Source organism: Arthrobacter sp. Y81 (assembly GCF_002929335.1).
In the GTDB taxonomy this organism is placed as follows: domain Bacteria; phylum Actinomycetota; class Actinomycetes; order Actinomycetales; family Micrococcaceae; genus Arthrobacter.
In genome coordinates this window covers 148262-167916 of sequence record NZ_PJIL01000006.1, presented here as the reverse complement: position 1 = coordinate 167916, position 19655 = coordinate 148262, and the positions used below count along the sequence as shown (strand labels likewise).

The following is a 19655-nucleotide window of genomic DNA, read 5'->3' as shown; positions in this document are numbered from 1 at the left end:
CGCCTCCAACCGCCTACCAAAGGAAAACCTGTGACGCTGTTGCCCCGTGTGGATGATGAGATCCTGGACCTGCCTGCCCCGGCTGCCGGGCATGATTTCGGCTCCCGGGTGGAGCTTGCCCTCTCCGCCACCAACCACCTGTTCAACTCCCGCAACGCACCCCGCTACGTGGCGCAGGTGCTCCAGGGCGTCAATGCCGTGGCCACCAAGCTGGAGCGGACCACCAAGCCGTTTACCGGCGTCGGGCCCGAGGAACTCAAAGCACGCGTCGGCGCCGTTGACCTGGACCGCCCGCTGCCGGACACTGCTGCCGCGCTGGCGGAACTCGAAGAGGTTTACCTGCAGGACGCCGTCTACTTCCACGACGCGAAGTACGCCGCCCACCTGAACTGCCCCGTGGTCATTCCGGCGCTGGTGGGGGAGAGCATCCTCTCCGCGGTGAATTCGTCCATGGACACCTGGGACCAGAGCGCGGGTGCCACCATGATCGAGCGCCGGCTCATCGACTGGACGGCGGAGCGGCTGTCCCTCGGCGATGCGGCGGACGGCGTCTTCACGTCAGGCGGCAGCCAGTCCAACTTCCAGGCGCTGCTCATTGCCCGCAACCACGCGGTGGCCGGGCTGCGGAAGCTTCCCGGCAATGAAACCCTCCGGCTGCCCGGGCTGCTGGACAAACTGAGGATTTTCTCCTCCGAGGACAGCCACTTCAGCATCCGCAAGTCCGCGTCCATGCTGGGCCTGGGCTACGACGCCGTCGTGCCGGTCGCGTACGGGCCGGACCATCGCATGGACCCCACCGCCCTGGCCGCCGCGCTCGCGGAGACCGCCAGTTCCGGGCTTGTCCCCATGGCCGTGGTGGGAACCGCCGGGACAACGGATTTCGGCGCGGTGGATCCGCTCGCGGAGCTGGCCGCCCTCGCCAGGGCGTACGGGGCGTGGTTCCACGTCGACGCCGCCTACGGCGGCGGGCTCATGGTTTCCGGCCGCTACGGGCACCGGCTGGACGGGATCGGCCTGGCCGACTCGGTCACCGTGGACTTCCACAAGACCTTCTTCCAGCCCGTCAGCTCCAGTGCCCTGCTGGTGCGGGACCGGGCCATGCTGCGGCACGTGACCTATTATGCGGACTACCTCAACCCGGAGAGCGCCGCGCTGGCGGACATCCCCAACCAGGTGGACAAGAGCATCCAGACCACCCGCCGCTTTGATGCCCTCAAGCTCTGGCTCACCCTGCGGATCATGGGAGCGGACGCGGTGGGTGCCCTGCTGGACGAAGCGATCGACCTTGCCGCCCGTACCGGGCAGGCACTGGACGCGGACCCCGACTTTGAGCTCGTTGCCAAACCGCAGCTCAGCACGCTGGTGTTCCGCTACCGCCCGGTCCTGGCGGACGGTACCCGCCTGGACGAGGATGCGGCGGACACCCTCAATCCCGCCATCAGGGCAGCCGTGTTTGCCTCGGGTGCGGCCGTGGTGGCCGGCACCAAGGTGGAGGGCCGGCACTACCTGAAGTTCACGCTGTTGAACGCCGAGGCCACACCTGAAGACATCAACACGATCATCAGCCTGCTCCGCGGCACCGGCGCAGCCCTGCTTGCCGGACAGGAGGCCGCAGCGTGAGCGCCGCCAATTCCAACACTGCTGCAGCCGGCACCGGCACCGCCAGCGCGGGCCGCATTTACGACTTCGCCGGAATCGGCGTCGGGCCCTTCAACCTGGGGCTCGCCGCGCTCACCGAGCCGGTGGACGGTCTGGATGCGGTGTTCCTGGAACGCCGCGACTCGTTCGACTGGCACCCCGGGATGATGCTGGAACCGGCCCACCTGCAGGTCCCGTTTATGGCCGACCTCGTGACGCTGGCGGACCCCACGTCCCCGTATTCGTTCCTGAACTTCCTCAAGCAGACCGGCCGGCTCTACCGCTTCTACATCCGGGAAAACTTCTACCCGCTGCGCGCCGAGTACAACCAGTACTGCCAGTGGGTGGCCGGCCAGCTCGATTCGGTGCGGTTCGGCACGGACGTCCGGGAGATCACGTACGACGACGGTGTGTACACACTGTCCGTGGACGGTCCCGCGGGGTCCGAGGTGCTGCGCGCGCGGCGGCTGGTGCTTGGCACCGGAACGTCGCCCTACGTGCCCGCGGCCTGTGACGGCATCATGGACGCGGCGGCCAACGACAGAGGGGGACTTGTCCTCCACAATGCCGATTACCTGTCGAGGAAGGCTGAACTGCAGAAGCAGCGGAGCATCACCATCGTGGGCAGCGGCCAGAGCGCCGCGGAAATCTACTACGAGCTGCTGCAGGAGATCGACGTCCACGGGTACCAGCTCAACTGGGTCACCCGGTCCGGCCGGTTCTTCCCGCTGGAGTACACCAAGCTCACCCTGGAAATGACGTCGCCGGAATACGTGGACTACTTTCATGGGCTCCCGCAGGAACAGCGCGACGGCCTCATCAAGAGCCAGAAAAACCTGTACAAGGGCATCAACTCCGAGCTCATCGATGCCATCTACGATCTGTTGTACGCCAAGAGCCTCTCCGGGATCGTGGACACCCGGCTGCTGACGCACTCGGCGCTCACCGGGGCATCGTGGGACCCGGCAGCCGGGTCCCACACCCTGGCGCTGCGGCACGAGGAACAGGGCGCTGACTACTCGCTGGACACCGAAGCCGTGGTGCTTGCCACCGGCTACGGCTACCGCGAGCCGGAATTCCTTGCCGGCGTGCAGGACCGGATCGCACGGGACAGCACCGGCAGGTTCGCCGTCGAACGCAACTACAGCACCGGCGTCGAACCCGGCGAGATCTTCGTCCAGAACGCCGAGCTCCACACCCACGGCTTCGTCACGCCGGACCTGGGCATGGCGGCGTATCGCAACTCGTGCATCCTGCGCGAGATCGCCGGGCGCGAGGTCTATCCCGTGGAGCGCAGTATCGCGTTCCAGGAGTTCGGCGTGCAGGAGCAGCCGGAGTTCCCGGCCGGCGTCCGCGAACCCGGCGTCCGCGAAGCGGCTTTCGGCGAATCAGCTGGGGTGCACGCGTGAGTTTCACCTTCCGCTGCCTCGACCCGGAGGCCGACGCGCAACTCCTCCACAGCTGGGTGACCCGGCCGTACGCCGCCTTCTGGGGGATGCAGTCCGCCACCGTTGACGACGTTGTGGAGGAATACTCCAAAATCCAGTCCAGTGGGCATCACCACGCGCTGCTGGGGCTCGACGACGGCGTCCCCGCCTTCCTGATGGAGGAGTACCTTCCGGTGCTGTCGCCGCTGGCGGGCCTGTACGCCGTCCAGCCGGGGGACATTGGGATGCACCTCCTCGTCGCCCCGCCGGACGGCCCGCCGCGGACCGGCTACACCGCCGCCGTGATGGAAACAGTCCTGGACAGGCTCTTCGCCAAGGACAAGGTGGAGCGCGTGGTTGTTGAGCCCGACGCCCGGAACCACAAAATCCATGTCCTCAACGCGCGGCTGGGTTTCCAGCCCGCCGGGGAAGTGACCCTTCCGGACAAGCAGGCGCTCCTCAGCTTCTGCACCCGTGAGGCCTTCCACTCGGCCCGCGCAGCCCTACACTCATCCCCGATCCACCAGGGAGCATCGCTATGACCACCGCTGAACTTGAATCCGTCCTGACCGCAGGCACCGCCGCAACCCATCTGACGCCGGAACGCTGGGCGGCCGCCAACCGGCACCTGGTCCGCAAGGCGCTCGCCGAGTTCTCCCACGAGCGGATCCTCAGCCCGGAACGGACCAGCGCAGGGGACCCGTCCGGGAGTACAGGCCACGAATACCGGGTGCTCAGCGTTGACGCCTCGGTTGAATACCGGTTCTCGGCCAGGGTCCTGCACCTCGACCACTGGTCCGTCGATGCCGCCTCCATCAGCTGCAGCCGCGGGGGCCAGGACGCGCCGCTGGATGCGCTCCGGTTCATCACCGAATTCCGCGACGCCCTGGGAATCCGGGAGGAGATGCTCCCGGTGTACCTTGAGGAGATCAGCAGCACGCTCTCCAGCCATGCGTACAAGCAGTGGATGGGCCAGCCGTCGTCCGCTGAACTGGCAGCCGGCGTGACCCGCGGAGCGGACGTCGCCACGGACTTCCAGGCCATTGAACGCAGCATGACCGAAGGCCACCCCTGTTTCGTGGCAAACAACGGCCGGCTGGGTTTCGGCATCAGCGACTACCGTGCGTTTGCTCCGGAAACCGGCGCCTCCGTGCAGCTGGAATGGATCGCGGTCCACCGGAGCAAGGCGGTGTTCACCTCCAGCGAGGGGCTGGACTATGCCGCCCACCTGGACGCCGAACTGGGGGCGGGGGCCCTGGCCTACTTCGACGCCGAACTCGGCGCGCTCGGCCTCGACCCGGCCCGGTACTTCCTGATGCCGGTGCACCCGTGGCAGTGGGAGAACAAGCTGACGGTGACTTTTGCCGCCGAAATTGCCCAGCAGCACATCGTCCACCTCGGGATCGGGGCGGACAGCTACCAGGCACAGCAGTCCATCCGGACCTTTTTTAACACGGCCGCACCAGAAAAGGCCTACGTGAAGACGGCCATGTCCGTCCTGAACATGGGCTTCATGCGCGGCCTGTCGCCGGAGTACATGAAGGCAACACCGGCCATCAACGACTGGCTCCAGGAACTGATCGTCAGCGACGAGGCCCTGCAGGACCGAGGGCTCGCCATGATCCGCGAAGTGGCTGCCATCGGGTACCACAATGGCTATTACGAAGCGGCATCCGCGAAGGGTTCCCCGTACCGCAAGATGCTGTCCGCCCTGTGGAGGGAAAGTCCCCTGCAGCTGCTTGAGGACGGACAGCAGCTGGCCACCATGGCCTCGCTCCTGCACGTCGACGCGGCGGGCAATCCCATGGTGTCAGCGCTGATCGAACAGTCCGGCCTGCAGGCCGGGGAGTGGCTGCGACGGTATTTCGAGGCGTACCTCGTCCCGCTGGTGCACTGCCTGTACCGCTATGAGCTGGCGTTCATGCCGCACGGCGAGAACGTGATCCTGGTCCTGGAAAACGGTGTGCCGGTCCGGGCGGTCATGAAGGACATCGCCGAGGAAATCGTCGTGATGGGGGACAGGCTTGACCTGCCGGAGGCCGTGTCCCGGATCAAGGTCGACATTCCCGACGGGGAGAAGGTGCTGGCCATCTTCACCGATGTGTTCGACTGCATTTTCCGCTTCCTCGGCGCCCTCCTGGAGGAGGACGGCGTGCTCAGCGGCGACGAATTCTGGCGCATCGCGGCTGCGGCCGTTCACGGTTACCAGGCAGAGCACCCGGAACTGGCGGACCAGTTTGCCCGCCACGATCTGTTCGCGCCGGACTTCCAGTTCTCCTGCCTCAACAGGCTGCAGCTGCGCAACAACCAGCAGATGCTGGACCTCACGGACCCGTCCGGAGGCCTGCAGATGGCCGGCAGGCTGGAGAACCCGCTGGCGAAATTCGCCTAGGATGCCCGACCGGCGGGCCCGCCAGCAGCGCGGACGGGCCCGCCCGGCTAGGATCTTGCCATGACGGAACAAGTTCCCGGACCCACAGCCCTGATCACCGGCGCCACGGCTGGCCTTGGCGCCGAATTTGCCCGCCAGCTGGCAGAGCAGGGCCACCATCTGGTGCTGGTCGCCCGCGACAGGGAACGGCTGCGGGCCGCCGCGCACGAACTCGAGAACAACTACAGCATCACCGCTGAGGTGCTTCCCGCGGACCTGACGGACGACGCCGGGGTGGCCGCCGTCGTCGAACGCCTGTCCGACGCGTCGCGGCCGGTGGAAATCCTGGTCAACAACGCCGGGATCGGGCTGCTGAAGCCTTTCGATAAGAACAGCCTGGAGGAGGAACGCAGGCACCTGCGGCTGCATGTCCAAACGCCCATGGAACTGTGCCACGCGGCCCTGCAGGGCATGCTGGCGCGCCATTCAGGCAGGATCATCAATGTGGCCAGCGTCGCCGCCTTTGCCAACCGGGGGAGCTACTCGGCGGCGAAGGCCTGGCAGGTGACCTTCAGTCGCTGGGCCAACCTGGCCTATGCCGGCAGCGGAGTGAAAGTCACGGCGGTGTGCCCCGGTTTCACCCACACCGAATTCCATGACCGCATGGGCATGGACAAAACGACGGCCCCGCGCTGGCTGTGGCTGTCCGCCGAACGGGTGGTCCGGGAGGGGCTGGCGGACAACGACCGCGGCCGGGCCGTTTCCATCCCCACGAAGCGGTACAAGATAGTGGCCGGCGTTTCGCGCATGCTGCCGGCGCGGTTCACCTCAGGTCCGGCGAAGAGGCCCGCGAAGTAGGGGACACGGGCTCAGTTAATCCGGCGCCGCCGCCGGACCAGCACAATGACCAGAATGCCGACCACCGCTCCGACAACCGTTTCCACGGCCCGTTCAGTGATGAGGACGTACGGATCCGCCGGAGCAGCAAGCTGCGTCATGAGCAGAATCACGGGAGTGAAGGACACCATGGCCAGGCCATAATGCCGGGTCATGAAAAGCTCAGTGGTGAACTGGAAAATGATCACCAGCAACGCCAGCACGGCGGCTTCCGCCCCCGGGAAGACCTGTAGCGGGGCCCACGGGGCCGGCAGAAGCACGACGGCGACCAGTACCAGCCCGAGGAAAGTCCCCATGATGCGGTGGAGCCCGCGGTGCACGCTGCTGGGCAGGTCGGCCCCGGCGAGGGGAACCGCGGCGGCGGCCATGGCCCAGTGCGGGTGGCCGCTGCCGCTCAGGACGCCGATGGCGCCGGCGGCTCCCACGGCCCCGACGTATCGTGCCGCGTGGATCATGGCAGCCTGCCTGCGCGGTCCGCGCAGGGGTACCGCAGTCCGGGCCGCTCCGGGCTGCCACCTGCGGCCGCGGACCCAGCCGCCAAACCCTATAACTAATGAAAACGCAGCGGAGGCGGCGGCGATGAGTAGCGCCGCGAACCAGGGGACCGTCGTGGGGACGGATGCGCAGGCGCCCAGGGCAAGGATGCCGAAGAACGGACCGTTGGGCTTCAGGTTCACCCTGTCGGAGAACACCGAGCCAACGCCGGCCAGTACGGCCTCCACTCCCACCAGCCACCACGAATGGAGGTGGTTGACGGACAGGAAGATGCCCACGCCAACCCCGCTGAGCAGGACGAGTGCGGCCTGCGCCTGGTGCACGAGGCGGAGCTGGTGGGGCTCGGACCGTCCGTACATCCCGGTCAGGGCGCCGAAGACGGCGTAGATGATCAGCTCAGGGCGGCCCAGGAAGAGGAGGGCCAATGACGGAACCGCCACACTCACGGCGACGCGCAGCGCTGATAGGTGATCGTTGTTGGCGGGGCCAAGCCGATGCAGGGCGCGGAGATGCCGCATGCCGGCGTCGATCATGCGTACCTCCCTTCTTCTGTGCTTGCTGCCGTCAAAAAGTCTGCCAGACGCGCGAGAGGCCTGCTTTGCACGCTGTCACAAAGGAACATCGTGCAAGGCAGGCCTCACCGGGCGGGGGTCTGGACTACAAGGTCGGTCAGACCCTGGCCGGAACCTTTTCGGGCTCCGGGGCCTGATCCTCGAAAGGCATGTCATCCAGATCGATCAGCGGGTTCTCATCCTGGGTGGCCACGAGCTCATGGGCTTCAGCCTTGGTGTCCACGCTGGGCATGGAACCCGGCAGCGGTCGGTTGGCCGATTCCTTCAGGAAGTAGATCGCGACGGCGCCGATGGCAGAGGTGGCCATCAGGTAGTACGCGGGCATCATGTCGTTGCCCGTGGCCGTGATCAGTGCTGCCACGATGAACGGCGTGGTTCCGCCGAAGATTGCCACCGAGAAGTTGTAGGCGATGCCCATGGCACCGTAACGGCTGGCAGTCGGGAACTGTGCCGGCAGCGCCGAAGCCAGGTTCGCCACGTAGAACGTCACCGGGAAAGCAATCAGGGAAAGGCCGGCCAGCGTGGACCAGACTTCACCGACGCCGATCAGGAGGAACGCAGGGGTGGCCAGGAAGACGGTACTGATGGCACCGATCCACAGCACGGGGCGGCGGCCGATCCGGTCGGAGAGCTTGCCGGTCAGCGGGATGCAGAGGCTCATGATGACCAGGACGGGGATGGTCAGCAGAGTGCCGTGCACCTCGTCGTAGCCCTTGGACTCCGTCAGGTACGTCGGCATGTAGGAGGTCAGTGCGTAGCCGGCGGTGTTCGCGGCGGCAACCAGGATCATCGCGACGATGAGGGAGCGCCAGTACGCCTTCACGATGCCCACCGGGCCCTTGGAGGCTGCGGTGTCCGAGGCGGTTGCGTCCTTGGCGAGGCTCTCCTGGGCATCCAGGGTGGCCTGGAACTGCGGGGATTCCTCAATCTTGCTACGGAAGTAGACCGCGATCAGGCCGAGCGGGCCGGCAACCAGGAACGGGATCCTCCAGCCCCACTCCTCCATGGCGCCCTGACCCAGGGTCAGCTGCAGCACGGAGACGAGGGCGGCGCCGAGGGCGAAGCCGAGGTAGCTGCCCATGTCCAGGAAGCTGGCGAAGAAGCCGCGGCGCTTGTCCGGGGCGTATTCGCTCACAAAGGTGGTGGCACCGGCGTACTCACCGCCGGTGGAGAAACCTTGGACCAGCTTGAGCAGCACCAGCAGGGCCGCGGCCCACATGCCGATCTGCGCATAGCCGGGCAGCAGGCCGACGGCGAAAGTACTGGCGGCCATCAGCATCAGCGTGGCGGCGAGGACCTTCTGGCGTCCGATCTTGTCGCCGAGCCAGCCGAAGATGACTCCGCCCAGCGGACGGGCGATAAAGGTGGCGGCGAAGGTTCCCAGCAGGAACAGGGTCTGCACGGACTTGTCAGCCTCAGGCAGGAACACCGGTCCCATGGTGGTGATCAGGTAGCCGAACACGCCGACGTCGTACCATTCCATGGTGTTACCCACGATGGTTCCGCCGAGTGCCTTCTTAAGCATCGGCTTGTTGACGACGTTGATGTCGGAGACTTTGAGCCTGCGGCGAGGCAACAGCCTCGGCTTCTTGGCGCTTTGGGGCGTAACGCCCTCAGTCAAAATATTGTTGGTCCCGCGGGCGTTGTTCACGCCTGCTGAAGAGTCGGTCATGCTTCGGTCTTTGGGCATTTGGGCTGCTCCTGTGGAGGTCATTTGCTTGCGACTTGTAGCTGCCCCGCTCCGGGCAGGCTTTCAATTTTACGCGATTTCCATGGCGTTTCCGAGTTCAGTGGCGTATGATCCCGCGTTTCAGGGCCGTATTCGGCTCCAAAGCCGAATTTGTTTTGCGCCGTTTCACCGCGCCAGCACTGGAAATCCGGCGGTGCCGGGCGTCGTTACCAAACCTTTTCCGCCGGCAGGCCGAAAAAACGCCAAAATGCGCCGGAATCCGGCCCCTGCACCCGGAGGCAGGCCGCGTTCGGGCGGTACAGGAATCCATCCAAAACGGGGGTTTCCAACGGACCGGATCACTGTCTAAGGTTGAGCCATGGGAACACTGATCTTTGGATAGGCCCGCGGCCGTCAGCGGTTGTACCTGCTGGCCTGTCCCGCCTGCTGTATTCGCCAGCCATCCGCGCTAGTCGAGGCGTACGCCCGCATTGATCCCTCCTGGCGACCCCGTCGTCGCGATCTCTCCACCGCGATCTTCCAGCGTGTGCGTCCGCATCTCATCACCGCCACCCGATTCCGTCCCACAAGGAGAGCTTCCATGACCGACAAAACCAACAGCCAGAACGCCGAGCCCGCAACTGACCCCAAGGCTGGGGCGCCGGCGGCCGGGGGCATCAAGTCCAAGCTGACGGACGCCCAGCGGGAAATGCTGGCCAGCAAATCCCGTGGAGGCGCCGTTTCGAAGAGCGTTTCGCACGGCCACAAACCCACGCACGCAAGCGGCAAGCAAGGCCCTGCCGAGAAAAAAGTCCGCTGGTAGTTCCTGCAGACAAGCAGTTCCTGCAGACCTAGTATTGGTGGACACTTCATTTCAACGCGGAAAGGAAGAGCACAATGGCTGAGAAAAATCCTGGGGGACAGCTCGAGCCGGAACTGGCCAGCCACTTGGCTGATTCCATGGACGAGGTGCCGGCTCCTGAAACGGAGCCCGCCGCGGTCCCGGCCTCGGCTAATGGCCCCAAGTGGCCGGACGGAAGCGGAAAGCACAAGCACCCGAAGGACCGCGCTACCCTGCATGGCCGCGATCACGAGACTGCGGTGGGAGCTATCCACCGGACCAGCCGGCCCCAGCTTCCGCACCACGACTAAGGACACGGGACCGGACGCACTTCCGGCGATCCCCGCCATGCCCTGACGCCCACCCTGCAGGAGGTGGGCGTCAGGGCATTTCCGCGCCCAGGCGCGTCCCAGGTGTCAGCCGGACTCTGCCACGACGTCGTCCGCATTCTTGTCCAGGCGCCAGCCCCGCCACACCGGATGCCGCAGCTTCCCGGCCCCGGTCCAGTCCCCGAACGTCACCTCGCCCACCAGGCCGGGTGTCACCCAGTGCGCGTCCGAGGCGTCGGCGGCGGGTACCTCGGTGAACGGGGAGGTCTTCCTGGACAGGGAATCCATCTGCAGCCGCAGTTCGTTCAACTCACGGTCGCTGAAGCCGCTGCCCACGCGTCCCACGTACCGCAGCTTGCCGCCCTCGGGGATCCCCACCAGCAACGACCCCACGGAGCCTTGCCGTGACCCCTTGCCGGGACGCCAGCCGCCCACCAGCACTTCCTGCGTGCGTTCGAACTTCAGCTTCAGCCAGGACTTGCTGCGCTCGCCGCTGACGTACCGGCCGTCAATGCGCTTGGCCATGATCCCTTCAAGTCCCAGTTCCCTGGCGCTCGCCAGAAGGTCCTCCACCTCGTGGTCGAGCACCTCGGACAGGTGCACCGGGCAGCCTGCCGGCCAGCCCAGTTCATCCAGGCGCGCCCGCCGCTTCCGCAACGGCATCCGGCGGAGGTCCTCGCCGCCGTCGGACAGCAGGTCGAACACCATCAGCCGGACCGGCGTGGCGGCCCGCGCCTTGGCGACATCGGCTGCCTTGGTCAGCTTCATCCGTGTCTGCAGCAGCCCGAAATCGGGCCGCCCGGAAGGCCCGACGGCGACGATCTCGCCGTCGGCGGTGAAACTCTGCTCCGGCCAGCACTTGCGGTCCGTCAGTTCCGGGTAGCTTGCGGACACGTCGTTTCCGTTGCGGCTGATCAGCCGGATCCTGTCCTCATCGCCGATGATGATGGCCCGGATGCCGTCCCACTTCAGTTCGAACTGCCAGTCCAGGCCGCGAAGATCGGCAGCCGTCCCGGCGCCGGCGAGCATCGGCGAGAAATCCGGCACGAAATCCGGGGCGGCAGATGGTGCCGCAGTCTGTGCCGGAGGCCGGGGGGCAGTGGAAGCCTGCTGCGTCCCGTCCTGTTCCTTCCTTGCCGGAACAGCTTGTTTTGCCGGGGCTCCGTGCGCCTTGCGGTCCATCAGGTGAATGAGCCACTGGGACTGTTCGGTGCCCTGCGGGGCGTCGCTGTCCCGGCTGGTCCGGATCAGCGCAAACCTCTTTGTTCCACCCAGGCCGCCCCCGTCGGCCCCTGTCAGCGTGGCGATGACTTCCTTGCCTGCGATCCACTTGTCGCATTCGTAGTAGCCGTGGTCCCAGACGGTGACGGTCCCGGCGCCGTACTGGCCTTTGGGGATGGTGCCCTCGAAGTCGAGGTAGTCCATGGGATGGTCCTCAGTCTGGACCGCCAGGTGGTTCTGCGCCCCGCTCACGGGCACCCCCTTCGGAAGCGCCCAGGACACCAGCACGCCGTCCCGCTCCAGCCGGAAGTCGAAATGCAGCCGGCTGGCGTGGTGCTCCTGGATCACAAACCGCTCCCGGATGGTGCCGGCGTTCGGGTCTGCCCGGTGCCGGTCCGCGCTGAACGGTTCAGGGGTTCCTTCCGGGTCCCGCATGGAGCGGTACTTCTCCAGCCGCGGATCCGCGTGTCCGCCGTCGGCTGCTCCGCCGCCGGCCTTGGTGTTGCCGGACCTGCCACCGGATTTGCTGCTGTCCGCGCCGCCGCCGTTGGAAGGGCCTTGGACGTGAACGCCGTGGGCGGACACCGCCGCGAAGGGGTCCTTGCCGTCCTTCACGCGCCGCATTATCTCGCGGTATTCCAGTTGCTTCAGGGCGGGCGAGGCCAGCTCACGCCACGTCCGCGGGGCCGCCACCGTGGGCTTCAGCCGGCCCCGGAGCGAATAGGGCACGATGGTGGTCTTGGCGGCATTGTTCTGGCTCCAGTCCACCAGCACTTTGCCGGTGCGCAGCGTCTTCTTCATGTCGCTGACGGCAAGGCCCGGGTGGTCCGCTTCCAGGGCACGGGCAAGTTCATGGGCGAAGTCGGAAATCTGGTCCGAGCTCTGCGTGCCGTCGAGGCCGGCGTAGAGGTGGATGCCCTTGCTGCCGCTTGTCACGGGAACGGGATCCAGGCCCACGTCCTTGAGGATGGCGCGTGCAAGCTGGGCCACCTCCACACATTCAGCCAGGCCGGCGCCCTCCCCGGGATCCAGGTCCAGCACCAGCCGGTCGGGGAACATGGGATTCCCGTGCGGATCGACGCGCCATTGCGGGACATGGATTTCCAGCGACCCCATCTGGGCCAGCCACGTGAGGGTGGCGGCGTCGTTGACCAGGGGGTACTGGTTGCTGCGCTCCTTATGGCGGATGGAAGCGCGCGGAATCCAGCCGGGGGTGGAGTCTTCCAGGTTTTTCTGGAAGAACATCTGTCCCGGCGCCTCGGCAGTGCCCACACCGTTGACCCAGCGCTTCCGGGTGGCGGGCCGGTTGGCCGCGGCAGGGATCAGCACCGGGGCCACTGCGGCGTAGTACGCCAGGACATCCGCCTTGGTGGTGCCCGTCTCCGGGTACATCACCTTGTCCAGGTTGGTGACCACCAGTTCGCGGCCCTGGACCCGGACACGTTCCCTACTGCCTGCCAAAGGTCTTCACCTCCGGGCAACTCTGATGTTCACTTGATCCATGAGAGCCATCTGGAAAGGCGCTATCGCATTTGGGCTGGTCAACGTGCCGGTCAAGGTCTACAGCGCCACCGAGGACCACGACATCGGGCTGCACCAGGTCCATGGCGCCGACGGCGGGCGCATCCGCTACCAGCGCCGCTGCGAAGTGTGCGGCGAGATCGTGGACTATGCGGACATCGACAAGGCCTACGAGGAGGACGGCCGCACGGTGGTCCTCACCCGGGATGAGCTCAAGTCCATCCCGGCGGAGAGCAGCCACGAGATCGAAGTGGTGCAGTTTGTCCCGTCCGAGCAGCTCGATCCCATGATGTTCGAGAAGAGCTACTACCTCGAACCCGACTCCAAGTCGCCCAAGGCGTACGTCCTCCTCCGCCGGGCGCTGGAGGATACGGACAGGGTGGCCGTGGTCCAGTTCGCCCTGCGGGAGAAGACCCGGCTTGGCGCCCTGCGGATCCGGGATGACGTCCTGGTGCTGCAGTCCCTGCTGTGGTCCGACGAAGTCAGGGAAGCGGCCTTCCCCGCCCTCGAGGCAACCGTCCGCATCTCCGCCCAGGAGCGCGAGATGTCCGCGGCGCTGGTGGACTCCATGGCCGGAGACTTCGATCCAGGCCAGTTCACTGACGATTACCAGATGCAGCTCCGCAAACTCATCGACGCGAAGATCGAGCAGGGGGAGTCCCTGGACACGGAACAGACGTTCGGCGTCGAGGCTGCCGAAGCCGGCAGCGGCGAAGTGATCGACCTGATGGAGGCTCTCAAGCGAAGCCTTGAAAAGAAGCGGGGCGGCGGCACCGGCGATGCGTCCAAAGGCGACGCGTCCAAAACAGACAGCGCCGAGGATGCTCCCGCGAAGGGAACCCGGGTGAAGGCGGCCCCGGCCCGGTCCACCGCAGCAACCCGGTCCACCGCAGCAAAAGGGGCGGGCAGCAAGGCAACGGCGACGAAGACTGCCAGCAGAACGGCAACAAAGCCTGCTGCGAAGGAGACTGCAGCCAAGGAACCGGCCAAGAGCCGGCGCAAGGAGGCCTGACACGGCCGTACCGCAGCGGCGGCGGCCCCCAACGGAGTGCATCCCACCGTACTGGCGCGGAATGGGGTGGCGGGCGCGGCGCCGGCCGGTACGGTAACCCATTGCGGCCGCGGTCAGTGGTTTCTGAGAGCCGAAATCAGCTCGCTTTTCTTCTTGGCGGAGTATCCGGTAAGGCCGATCTCCTTGGCGCGGGACTTCAGCTGAGCCACCGTCCAGTCCTCATAGTCGCCGGCCTTGCCGCCTTTGCGGCCCACGGCCGAACGGCCCTTCCTGGCCGCGGCGTTGGAAATGCGCGCTGCTTTCTCCTTTGACGCGCCATCCTCCCGGAGTTCCTCGTACAGTTCGGGATCTTTCAGGCTGGGGTTCTTCTTCTCAGGCATGGTCAGCTCGGATCCGATGGTTCAGTATCGTCAATAAAAGGGTCCACACCGGCCGGACGCTGCGGCGAAGGCGTGGGCGTATGGGGCGACTGCGCGTGGTGTGCGTCGGCTCGGGCGTGCGCAGCCGGTGCACCGGCTGCGAAGCCGGCCTCTTCGTCGGTTTCTTCGACTTCGCCGCCGTCCACGGCGGAACGCCAGGCACCGGTTTCAATGCCGCGCTCTTCGATGAACTGCTTGAACCGCTTGAGGTCGGCACTGATCTGGTGGCTGTCCGCGTGGACGGCGGAGCCCGCCTTCTCCACCAATCCCTCGGGTTCCCATTCCAGCGCCACGGTGACGCGAGTCTGCTCCGGCCCTAGGGGTTCGAAGGAAACCTCGCCGGAGTTGCGCGGTTTGTCCGTGCTGACCCAGGCGATGCGGCGGTCCGGCAGTTGTTCGGTGATCTGGGCGTTGTACTCGCGCCTGACTCCGGCGATGTCCGTCCGGAAATGAAGGGACGTCTCGTCGATCTGTTCCACGGACTCCACGCCCCGCATGAACTCCGGGAACGATTCGAACTGCGTCCACTGGTTGTAGGCGGTGGACACAGGAACATCCACCTCGATGGTTTCCTGCAGGGTAGCCACTGTCTCATCCTCTTTCAGTCCGGGTACGGCTCCGAATGCGGTCTTGAACGGTGTGTCGCCACGTTTTCCACGCTAGTAGGGCCATCCGGCAAAAACAAGGAACTTACTAAGGCGGCTTAGTGATCCATGCCGTGGACGCGGAAGGGGAGCCGGAAGAGGACTTAGGAGCCGGCAAACCGGCTTAAGAGGCAACTGGAGGTTAACTGCAGCGGCCGGCCCGCGCGCCACGTGCCCGGAATACGGGACTTACTGTGGCGCAGCGGGCCGGCCGCCTGACGCTGACCTAAGCGGTCGTCGTCGTGCTGCTACTCGGCGTCGTGATCGGTTTCCAGGATCTGGACCAGGTGGTCCAGGGCGGTGTCGGCGCCGTCGCCCTCGGCACGCAGGACCACAACATCACCGTGCGATGCGCCCAGGCTCATGAGGGACAGGATGCTGGCTGCGTCCATGGCCTCGTCGGCCGGTTCGCCCTGGCGGGCGATCGTGATCTCGTGCGGGTACTCGCCGGCGGCCTCGGCAAAGATGGCGGCCGGGCGGGCATGCAGGCCGACGCGGCTGGCGATGGTGGCGGTGCGTTCGAACATTTGTGCTCCTTGGATATCAGGTCGAGACAGATGGTTGGGAAATACCGAACCGGGTCAGACAGTTACTGGAACCGGCTCCACGGTATCAACTGACTTGCGGACGGCCCAGCGCTTGAGGGCGATGACTGCCAAGGCAGTGACGACCGTTCCGACGAGGATCGAGACAACAAACATCAGGAAGTTGTCGATGGCGAAGAAGACGAAGATGCCGCCGTGCGGGGCCTTCGAACCTACGCCCGCCGCCATGGAGATGGCGCCGGTCACTGCGCCGCCCAGCATGCTGGCCGGGATGACCCGGAGCGGGTCGGCAGCGGCGAACGGGATGGCACCTTCGGAGATGAAGGATGCGCCCAGCAGCCAGGCGGCCTTGCCGTTCTCGCGCTCGGCCAGGCTGAAGCGCTTCTTGTCGAGGACCGTGGACGCGAGGGCCATGGCCAGCGGCGGAACCATGCCGGAGGCCATGACGGCTGCCATGATCTGCCACGGTGCCTGGTTGTCCAGCGTTGCGGCACCCAGGCCGGCGACGGCGAAGGCGTAGGCAACCTTGTTAACCGGACCGCCGAGGTCGAAGCACATCATGAGGCCGAGGATGATGCCGAGGGCGATGGCGCTGGCACCGGTCAGGCCGGACAGGAATGAGTTCAGTCCAACGGTGATGGCGACGATCGGAGCGCCCAGGATCAGGAACATCAGGCCTGAGGCCACGATGGAAGCAGCCAGCGGGATGATCACCACGGGCATCAGGCCGCGCAGCCAGCGGGCCACTTGAATTTGGCCGATGACGTGCGCGATGTAACCGGCGAGGAGACCGCCGACGATGCCGCCGAGGAAGCCTGCGCCCATGAACCCTGCAACGGCGCCGGCAACGAAACCCGGTGCGATGCCCGGCCGGTCGGCGATTGCGTAGGCGATGTAGCCGGCCAGGGCCGGCACCAGGAAGCCGAGCGAGAGGGCACCGATCTTGAACAGCACGGCGCCGAGGTACGCGCCGAGCGGGCCCCAGGCGTTCTCAGGGTATTCGGTGGGCAGGTTGAAGATGCTGTTGTCCACCACGATCGCGTCCGCGAACTGGGTGATCAGGTAACCGCCCATCAGGAAGCCCAGGGCGATCAGCAGGCCGCCGCCGGCCACGAACGGAATCATGTAGCTGACGCCCGTGAGGAGAGCCTTCTTCAGCTTCTGGCCGATGTGCTCGCCCTTTTCGGTGGCTTCGGTCTCGGCCTGCTCCTCGGCGCCGTAGTGCGGTACGCGGCGGGCGTTGGGGTTGTCAGCCGCGGCCAGCGCTTCCTGGACCATCTTGTCCGGCTCGTCGATGCCGCGCTTGACGGGTGCATTGATGACCGGCTTGCCGGCAAAACGTTCCTTGCCGCGGACGTCCACGTCCACCGCGAAGATCACGGCGTCGGCGGCAGCGATGACTGCGGGGTCCAGCGGCTTGGCGCCGGAGGAACCCTGGGTTTCCACCTGGAGGTCCACCCCGACTTCCTTGGCGGCGGCAACCAGCGAATCGGCCGCCATGTAGGTGTGGGCGATGCCCGTCGGGCAGGCCGTCACGGCCACGAGGCGCTTGGGGCCGCCTGAACGTGCGCCGGTGGCGGCACCGGCGGACGGTGCTGCCGCGGCTGCGGGCTCCGCTGCGGCCGCGGGCTTGTCGGCCAGGGCGCCGTCCACCAGTTCGACGATTTCGGCTTTGGTGCCGGCGGCCCGGAGGGCTGCCGTGAAGTCCTTTTTGATCAGCGAGCGGGCCAGCTTGGAGAGCAGCTTAAGGTGCTCCTGGTCCGCGCCTTCGGGGGCCGCGATGAAGAAGATCAGGTCCGCCGGGCCGTCCTTGGCGCCGAAGTCCACGGACTGCGACAGGCGGGCCATGGCCAGGGTGGGCACGGTCACTGCTGCAGAGCGGCAGTGCGGAATGGCGATGCCGCCGGGAACACCGGTGGCCGTCTTCTGCTCGCGGGCAAAGGCGTCGGTGAAGAGGCCTTCCACTTCGGTGGCGCGGCCGTTGGCGGCGACCCTGCCGGCCAGATGGCGGATCACGTCCTCGGGCGAGTTGCCCAGGTTCTGGTCGAGCTCGACCAGTTCAGTAGTAATGAGCTGAGTCACTGTCAGTCCTTCCGGAGGGCCGTGATGGTTACGGCATCAGGGGTGGTTTGGTGGACCGCCGGAACTGTGGAGCCCGGCAGGGAGGCGGCGGCGGCACCATGTGCCACGGCCTGACGGAGGCAGTCGGCCGGGGCGGCGCCCAGGCTGGAGGCGAGCAGGTAGCCGGCAAGGGACGAATCGCCCGCGCCGACTGTGCTGACCGCTTTGACCGGCGGATGCGTGGCCAGCCACGCGCCGTCGGACGTCACAAGTACCGCACCCTTGGAACCGAGCGTTGCCAGCACGGCACCTACACCGGAACGCACGACGGCGGCGGCGGCTGCCGCGGCAGCCTCCGGATCCGCTTCAAGTTCGTCAGCGGTGGACGCCGTAGCGAAACCGGCTGCGGCAGCCAGTTCAGCCAGTTCTTCGGCGTTGGGCTTAAGGAGGTCCGGCATGCCTGACGCGTCGCCCGAGAGGGCGGCGGCCAGCGGTGCGCCGGACGAGTCGACGGCGATGCGCGGGGTCGACTGCTGTGTGCCGTTGCCGGCGTTTGTGGAGCGGAGCCGCCGGGTGACGGTGGCATAGAAATCGGCCGGGACCCCGGGTGGGAGCGAGCCGGCGAGGACAACCCAGCTGGCACCGCGGGAGCGCTCCAGCAGCAGCCCGATCAGGGCCTCCTGCTGGTCTTCGCTCAATACCGGGCCGGGTTCGTTGATCTTGGTGGTGACGCCGTCAGGCTCCGTCAGTGCCACGTTGGTGCGCAGCGGTTCGTGGATGGCGAGGGCGGCGAAGGGAACGCCGCTGTCACGGAGACCCGCCAGGACGGGATCGGAGTCGCCGCCGGGGAGGACGGCCACTGTCTCCAGGCCGGAGGCCACCAGTGCGCGGGAGACGTTAACACCCTTCCCGCCGGACTCCTGGCTGACGGAGGTCGCCCGCTGCACCTCGCCGCGCAGCAGCGGCGAGGGCAGTGACACGGTGCGGTCAAGGCTCGGGTTCGCGGTGAGGGTGACAATCATGCGATCACCACGTCAACGCCGGCGTCAGCAAGCGCCGCTGCGAGTTCCGGGCTGGGTTCACTGTCTGTAATCAAGGTGTCCAGATCTTTCAACGAGGCGAACTGGACCAGCGTTTCCGCATCCAGCTTGGACGAATCGGCCAGCACCACGATGCGGCGTGCCGATTGGACGAAGGCAGCCTTGACGGCTGCTTCTTCAGGATCGGGCGTGCTCAGCCCGAAGGCCGAGTGAACTCCGTTGGCGCCGATGAAGGCAATGTCCGGACGGATCCGGTGGGCTGCCTCCACGGTGGACTGCCCTACGGCAGCCTGGGTGAGTCCGCGGACCCTGCCGCCCAGGAGATGGAGGGCGATGCCCGGCTCGCCGGCGAGTTTCGCGGCGATGGGGATCGCATGCGTGATGACCACGAGTTCGTTTTCCGAACCGGAGTCCGGGGCAGCGGAGGGGTCGGAGAGGCGCAGAGCGATCAGGTCCGCCAGGGCTTCGGTGGTCGAGCCGGCGTCCACCAGGATGCTGCCGGCCGGGTTTTGCGGGATGAACGCCAGGGCGGCCTCGGCAATGCGCAGTTTTTCCGGCTGCCGCTGCACGGTCCGTTCCAGGATGCTTTCCTCGGTGGTGCTGATCCGGTCCGGGGCGACCGCGCCGCCGTGGACCCGGCGGACGGTACCGGCTGACTCCAGCGCGGCAAGGTCGCGCCGGACGGTCTCGGTGGTGATGTTGAAGCGCTCGGCAAGGGCGGTGACGCTGGCCCGGCCGCTTTCGGCGACTAGACCCGCGATCAGCTGTTGGCGCTCCTCGGCGAACACTTACCCTCCGTTGCGTAAAAGACTGCAGGTAGTTCCGGGGCTGGCTTCAGGACCGGCTTCCAGTGACTGCCATCACATGATGTTGAATTGTTTGACTTTATCTTTGTTCATGTTGGTTTGTCAATGAAAACAACATGAACGCAGATGGGTTTCTTTGGGAAAGCC

17 protein-coding genes are annotated in these 19655 nt (G+C 66.4%); 8 read left to right on the top strand and 9 right to left on the bottom strand.

Annotated elements, in window-relative coordinates:
* The first annotated feature begins 30 nt into the window (after nucleotides 1-30).
* Genes CXQ91_RS10265 through CXQ91_RS10245 form a run of 5 tightly spaced genes read left to right on the top strand, consistent with a single transcriptional unit; the run spans nucleotide 31 to nucleotide 6294 of the window.
* Nucleotides 31-1620 carry a pyridoxal phosphate-dependent decarboxylase family protein gene (locus CXQ91_RS10265; protein WP_374953646.1) on the top strand — a complete coding sequence of 530 codons (1590 nt, stop codon included), beginning with the start codon at nucleotides 31-33 and terminating at the stop codon, nucleotides 1618-1620.
* Nucleotides 1617-3047, top strand: a complete 1431-nt coding sequence (locus CXQ91_RS10260; RefSeq protein ID WP_258073926.1) for a lysine N(6)-hydroxylase/L-ornithine N(5)-oxygenase family protein — start codon at nucleotides 1617-1619, stop codon at nucleotides 3045-3047. Before CXQ91_RS10265 ends, CXQ91_RS10260 begins: the two co-directional genes overlap by 4 nt.
* Entirely contained in the window at nucleotides 3044-3607 is a 564-nt protein-coding gene (locus tag CXQ91_RS10255; RefSeq protein WP_104173820.1) for a GNAT family N-acetyltransferase, read from the top strand. The genes CXQ91_RS10260 and CXQ91_RS10255 overlap by 4 nt, the downstream gene beginning before the upstream one ends.
* Entirely contained in the window at nucleotides 3604-5457 is a 1854-nt protein-coding gene (locus CXQ91_RS10250) for an IucA/IucC family siderophore biosynthesis protein (RefSeq protein WP_104173819.1), read from the top strand. The genes CXQ91_RS10255 and CXQ91_RS10250 overlap by 4 nt, the downstream gene beginning before the upstream one ends.
* Before the next feature lie 60 nt (nucleotides 5458-5517).
* Entirely contained in the window at nucleotides 5518-6294 is a 777-nt protein-coding gene (locus CXQ91_RS10245) for an SDR family oxidoreductase (protein ID WP_104173818.1), read from the top strand.
* 11 nt (nucleotides 6295-6305) lie between these two features.
* Here CXQ91_RS10245 and CXQ91_RS10240 read toward each other — a convergent pair whose 3' ends face one another.
* Entirely contained in the window at nucleotides 6306-7361 is a 1056-nt protein-coding gene (locus tag CXQ91_RS10240) for an FUSC family protein (RefSeq protein WP_104173817.1), read from the bottom strand.
* A 136-nt stretch (nucleotides 7362-7497) separates the two neighbouring features.
* Nucleotides 7498-9090: an MFS transporter gene (locus CXQ91_RS10235; protein ID WP_104173816.1), complete on the bottom strand. Its 1593-nt coding sequence runs from the start codon at nucleotides 9088-9090 to the stop codon at nucleotides 7498-7500.
* A gap of 580 nt (nucleotides 9091-9670) precedes the next feature.
* Between CXQ91_RS10235 and CXQ91_RS10230 the strand changes: the two genes are divergently transcribed.
* Complete coding sequence (locus CXQ91_RS10230) at nucleotides 9671-9892, top strand: hypothetical protein (RefSeq protein WP_104173815.1); 222 nt, start codon at nucleotides 9671-9673, stop codon at nucleotides 9890-9892.
* Between the two features lie 74 nt (nucleotides 9893-9966).
* A complete protein-coding gene (locus tag CXQ91_RS10225) occupies nucleotides 9967-10221 on the top strand; it encodes a hypothetical protein (RefSeq protein WP_104173814.1) in 255 nt (84 codons plus the stop codon).
* A gap of 105 nt (nucleotides 10222-10326) precedes the next feature.
* Here CXQ91_RS10225 and CXQ91_RS10220 read toward each other — a convergent pair whose 3' ends face one another.
* On the bottom strand, nucleotides 10327-12921 hold the full coding sequence (locus CXQ91_RS10220) for an ATP-dependent DNA ligase (RefSeq protein ID WP_104173813.1): 2595 nt from the start codon (nucleotides 12919-12921) through the stop codon (nucleotides 10327-10329).
* Nucleotides 12922-12961: 40 nt separating this feature from the next.
* Between CXQ91_RS10220 and CXQ91_RS10215 the strand changes: the two genes are divergently transcribed.
* The gene (locus CXQ91_RS10215) at nucleotides 12962-13993 is read left to right on the top strand and encodes a Ku protein (protein WP_104173812.1); all 1032 of its coding nucleotides are present in this window, start codon (nucleotides 12962-12964) and stop codon (nucleotides 13991-13993) included.
* A 113-nt stretch (nucleotides 13994-14106) separates the two neighbouring features.
* On the opposite strand, the gene CXQ91_RS10210 is transcribed toward CXQ91_RS10215, so the two are convergent.
* The 6 genes from CXQ91_RS10210 to CXQ91_RS10185 all read right to left on the bottom strand — a co-directional run bounded on the left by CXQ91_RS10210 (nucleotide 14107) and on the right by CXQ91_RS10185 (nucleotide 19490).
* A complete protein-coding gene (locus CXQ91_RS10210) occupies nucleotides 14107-14373 on the bottom strand; it encodes a Rho termination factor N-terminal domain-containing protein (protein WP_104173811.1) in 267 nt (88 codons plus the stop codon).
* A gap of 2 nt (nucleotides 14374-14375) precedes the next feature.
* Nucleotides 14376-14999, bottom strand: a complete 624-nt coding sequence (locus CXQ91_RS10205) for an SRPBCC family protein (protein WP_104173810.1) — start codon at nucleotides 14997-14999, stop codon at nucleotides 14376-14378.
* Between the two features lie 305 nt (nucleotides 15000-15304).
* On the bottom strand, nucleotides 15305-15583 hold the full coding sequence (locus CXQ91_RS10200) for an HPr family phosphocarrier protein (RefSeq protein WP_028270626.1): 279 nt from the start codon (nucleotides 15581-15583) through the stop codon (nucleotides 15305-15307).
* Between the two features lie 54 nt (nucleotides 15584-15637).
* A complete protein-coding gene (locus tag CXQ91_RS10195; RefSeq protein WP_104173809.1) occupies nucleotides 15638-17683 on the bottom strand; it encodes a fructose-specific PTS transporter subunit EIIC in 2046 nt (681 codons plus the stop codon).
* A 2-nt stretch (nucleotides 17684-17685) separates the two neighbouring features.
* Entirely contained in the window at nucleotides 17686-18684 is a 999-nt protein-coding gene (locus CXQ91_RS10190) for a 1-phosphofructokinase family hexose kinase (RefSeq protein ID WP_104173808.1), read from the bottom strand.
* Entirely contained in the window at nucleotides 18681-19490 is an 810-nt protein-coding gene (locus tag CXQ91_RS10185) for a DeoR/GlpR family DNA-binding transcription regulator (RefSeq protein ID WP_104173807.1), read from the bottom strand. Before CXQ91_RS10185 ends, CXQ91_RS10190 begins: the two co-directional genes overlap by 4 nt.
* Nucleotides 19491-19655 lie beyond the last annotated feature (165 nt).

Coding starts and splice junctions, on each gene's coding strand:
- CXQ91_RS10250 (WP_104173819.1), top strand. CDS start 3,604: ATGACCACCGCTGAACTTGAATCCGTCCTGACCGCAGGCACCGCCGCA.
- CXQ91_RS10245 (WP_104173818.1), top strand. CDS start 5,518: ATGACGGAACAAGTTCCCGGACCCACAGCCCTGATCACCGGCGCCACG.
- CXQ91_RS10240 (WP_104173817.1), bottom strand. CDS start 7,361: ATGATCGACGCCGGCATGCGGCATCTCCGCGCCCTGCATCGGCTTGGC.
- CXQ91_RS10235 (WP_104173816.1), bottom strand. CDS start 9,090: ATGCCCAAAGACCGAAGCATGACCGACTCTTCAGCAGGCGTGAACAAC.
- CXQ91_RS10230 (WP_104173815.1), top strand. CDS start 9,671: ATGACCGACAAAACCAACAGCCAGAACGCCGAGCCCGCAACTGACCCC.
- CXQ91_RS10225 (WP_104173814.1), top strand. CDS start 9,967: ATGGCTGAGAAAAATCCTGGGGGACAGCTCGAGCCGGAACTGGCCAGC.
- CXQ91_RS10215 (WP_104173812.1), top strand. CDS start 12,962: ATGAGAGCCATCTGGAAAGGCGCTATCGCATTTGGGCTGGTCAACGTG.
- CXQ91_RS10210 (WP_104173811.1), bottom strand. CDS start 14,373: ATGCCTGAGAAGAAGAACCCCAGCCTGAAAGATCCCGAACTGTACGAG.
- CXQ91_RS10200 (WP_028270626.1), bottom strand. CDS start 15,583: ATGTTCGAACGCACCGCCACCATCGCCAGCCGCGTCGGCCTGCATGCC.
- CXQ91_RS10190 (WP_104173808.1), bottom strand. CDS start 18,684: ATGATTGTCACCCTCACCGCGAACCCGAGCCTTGACCGCACCGTGTCA.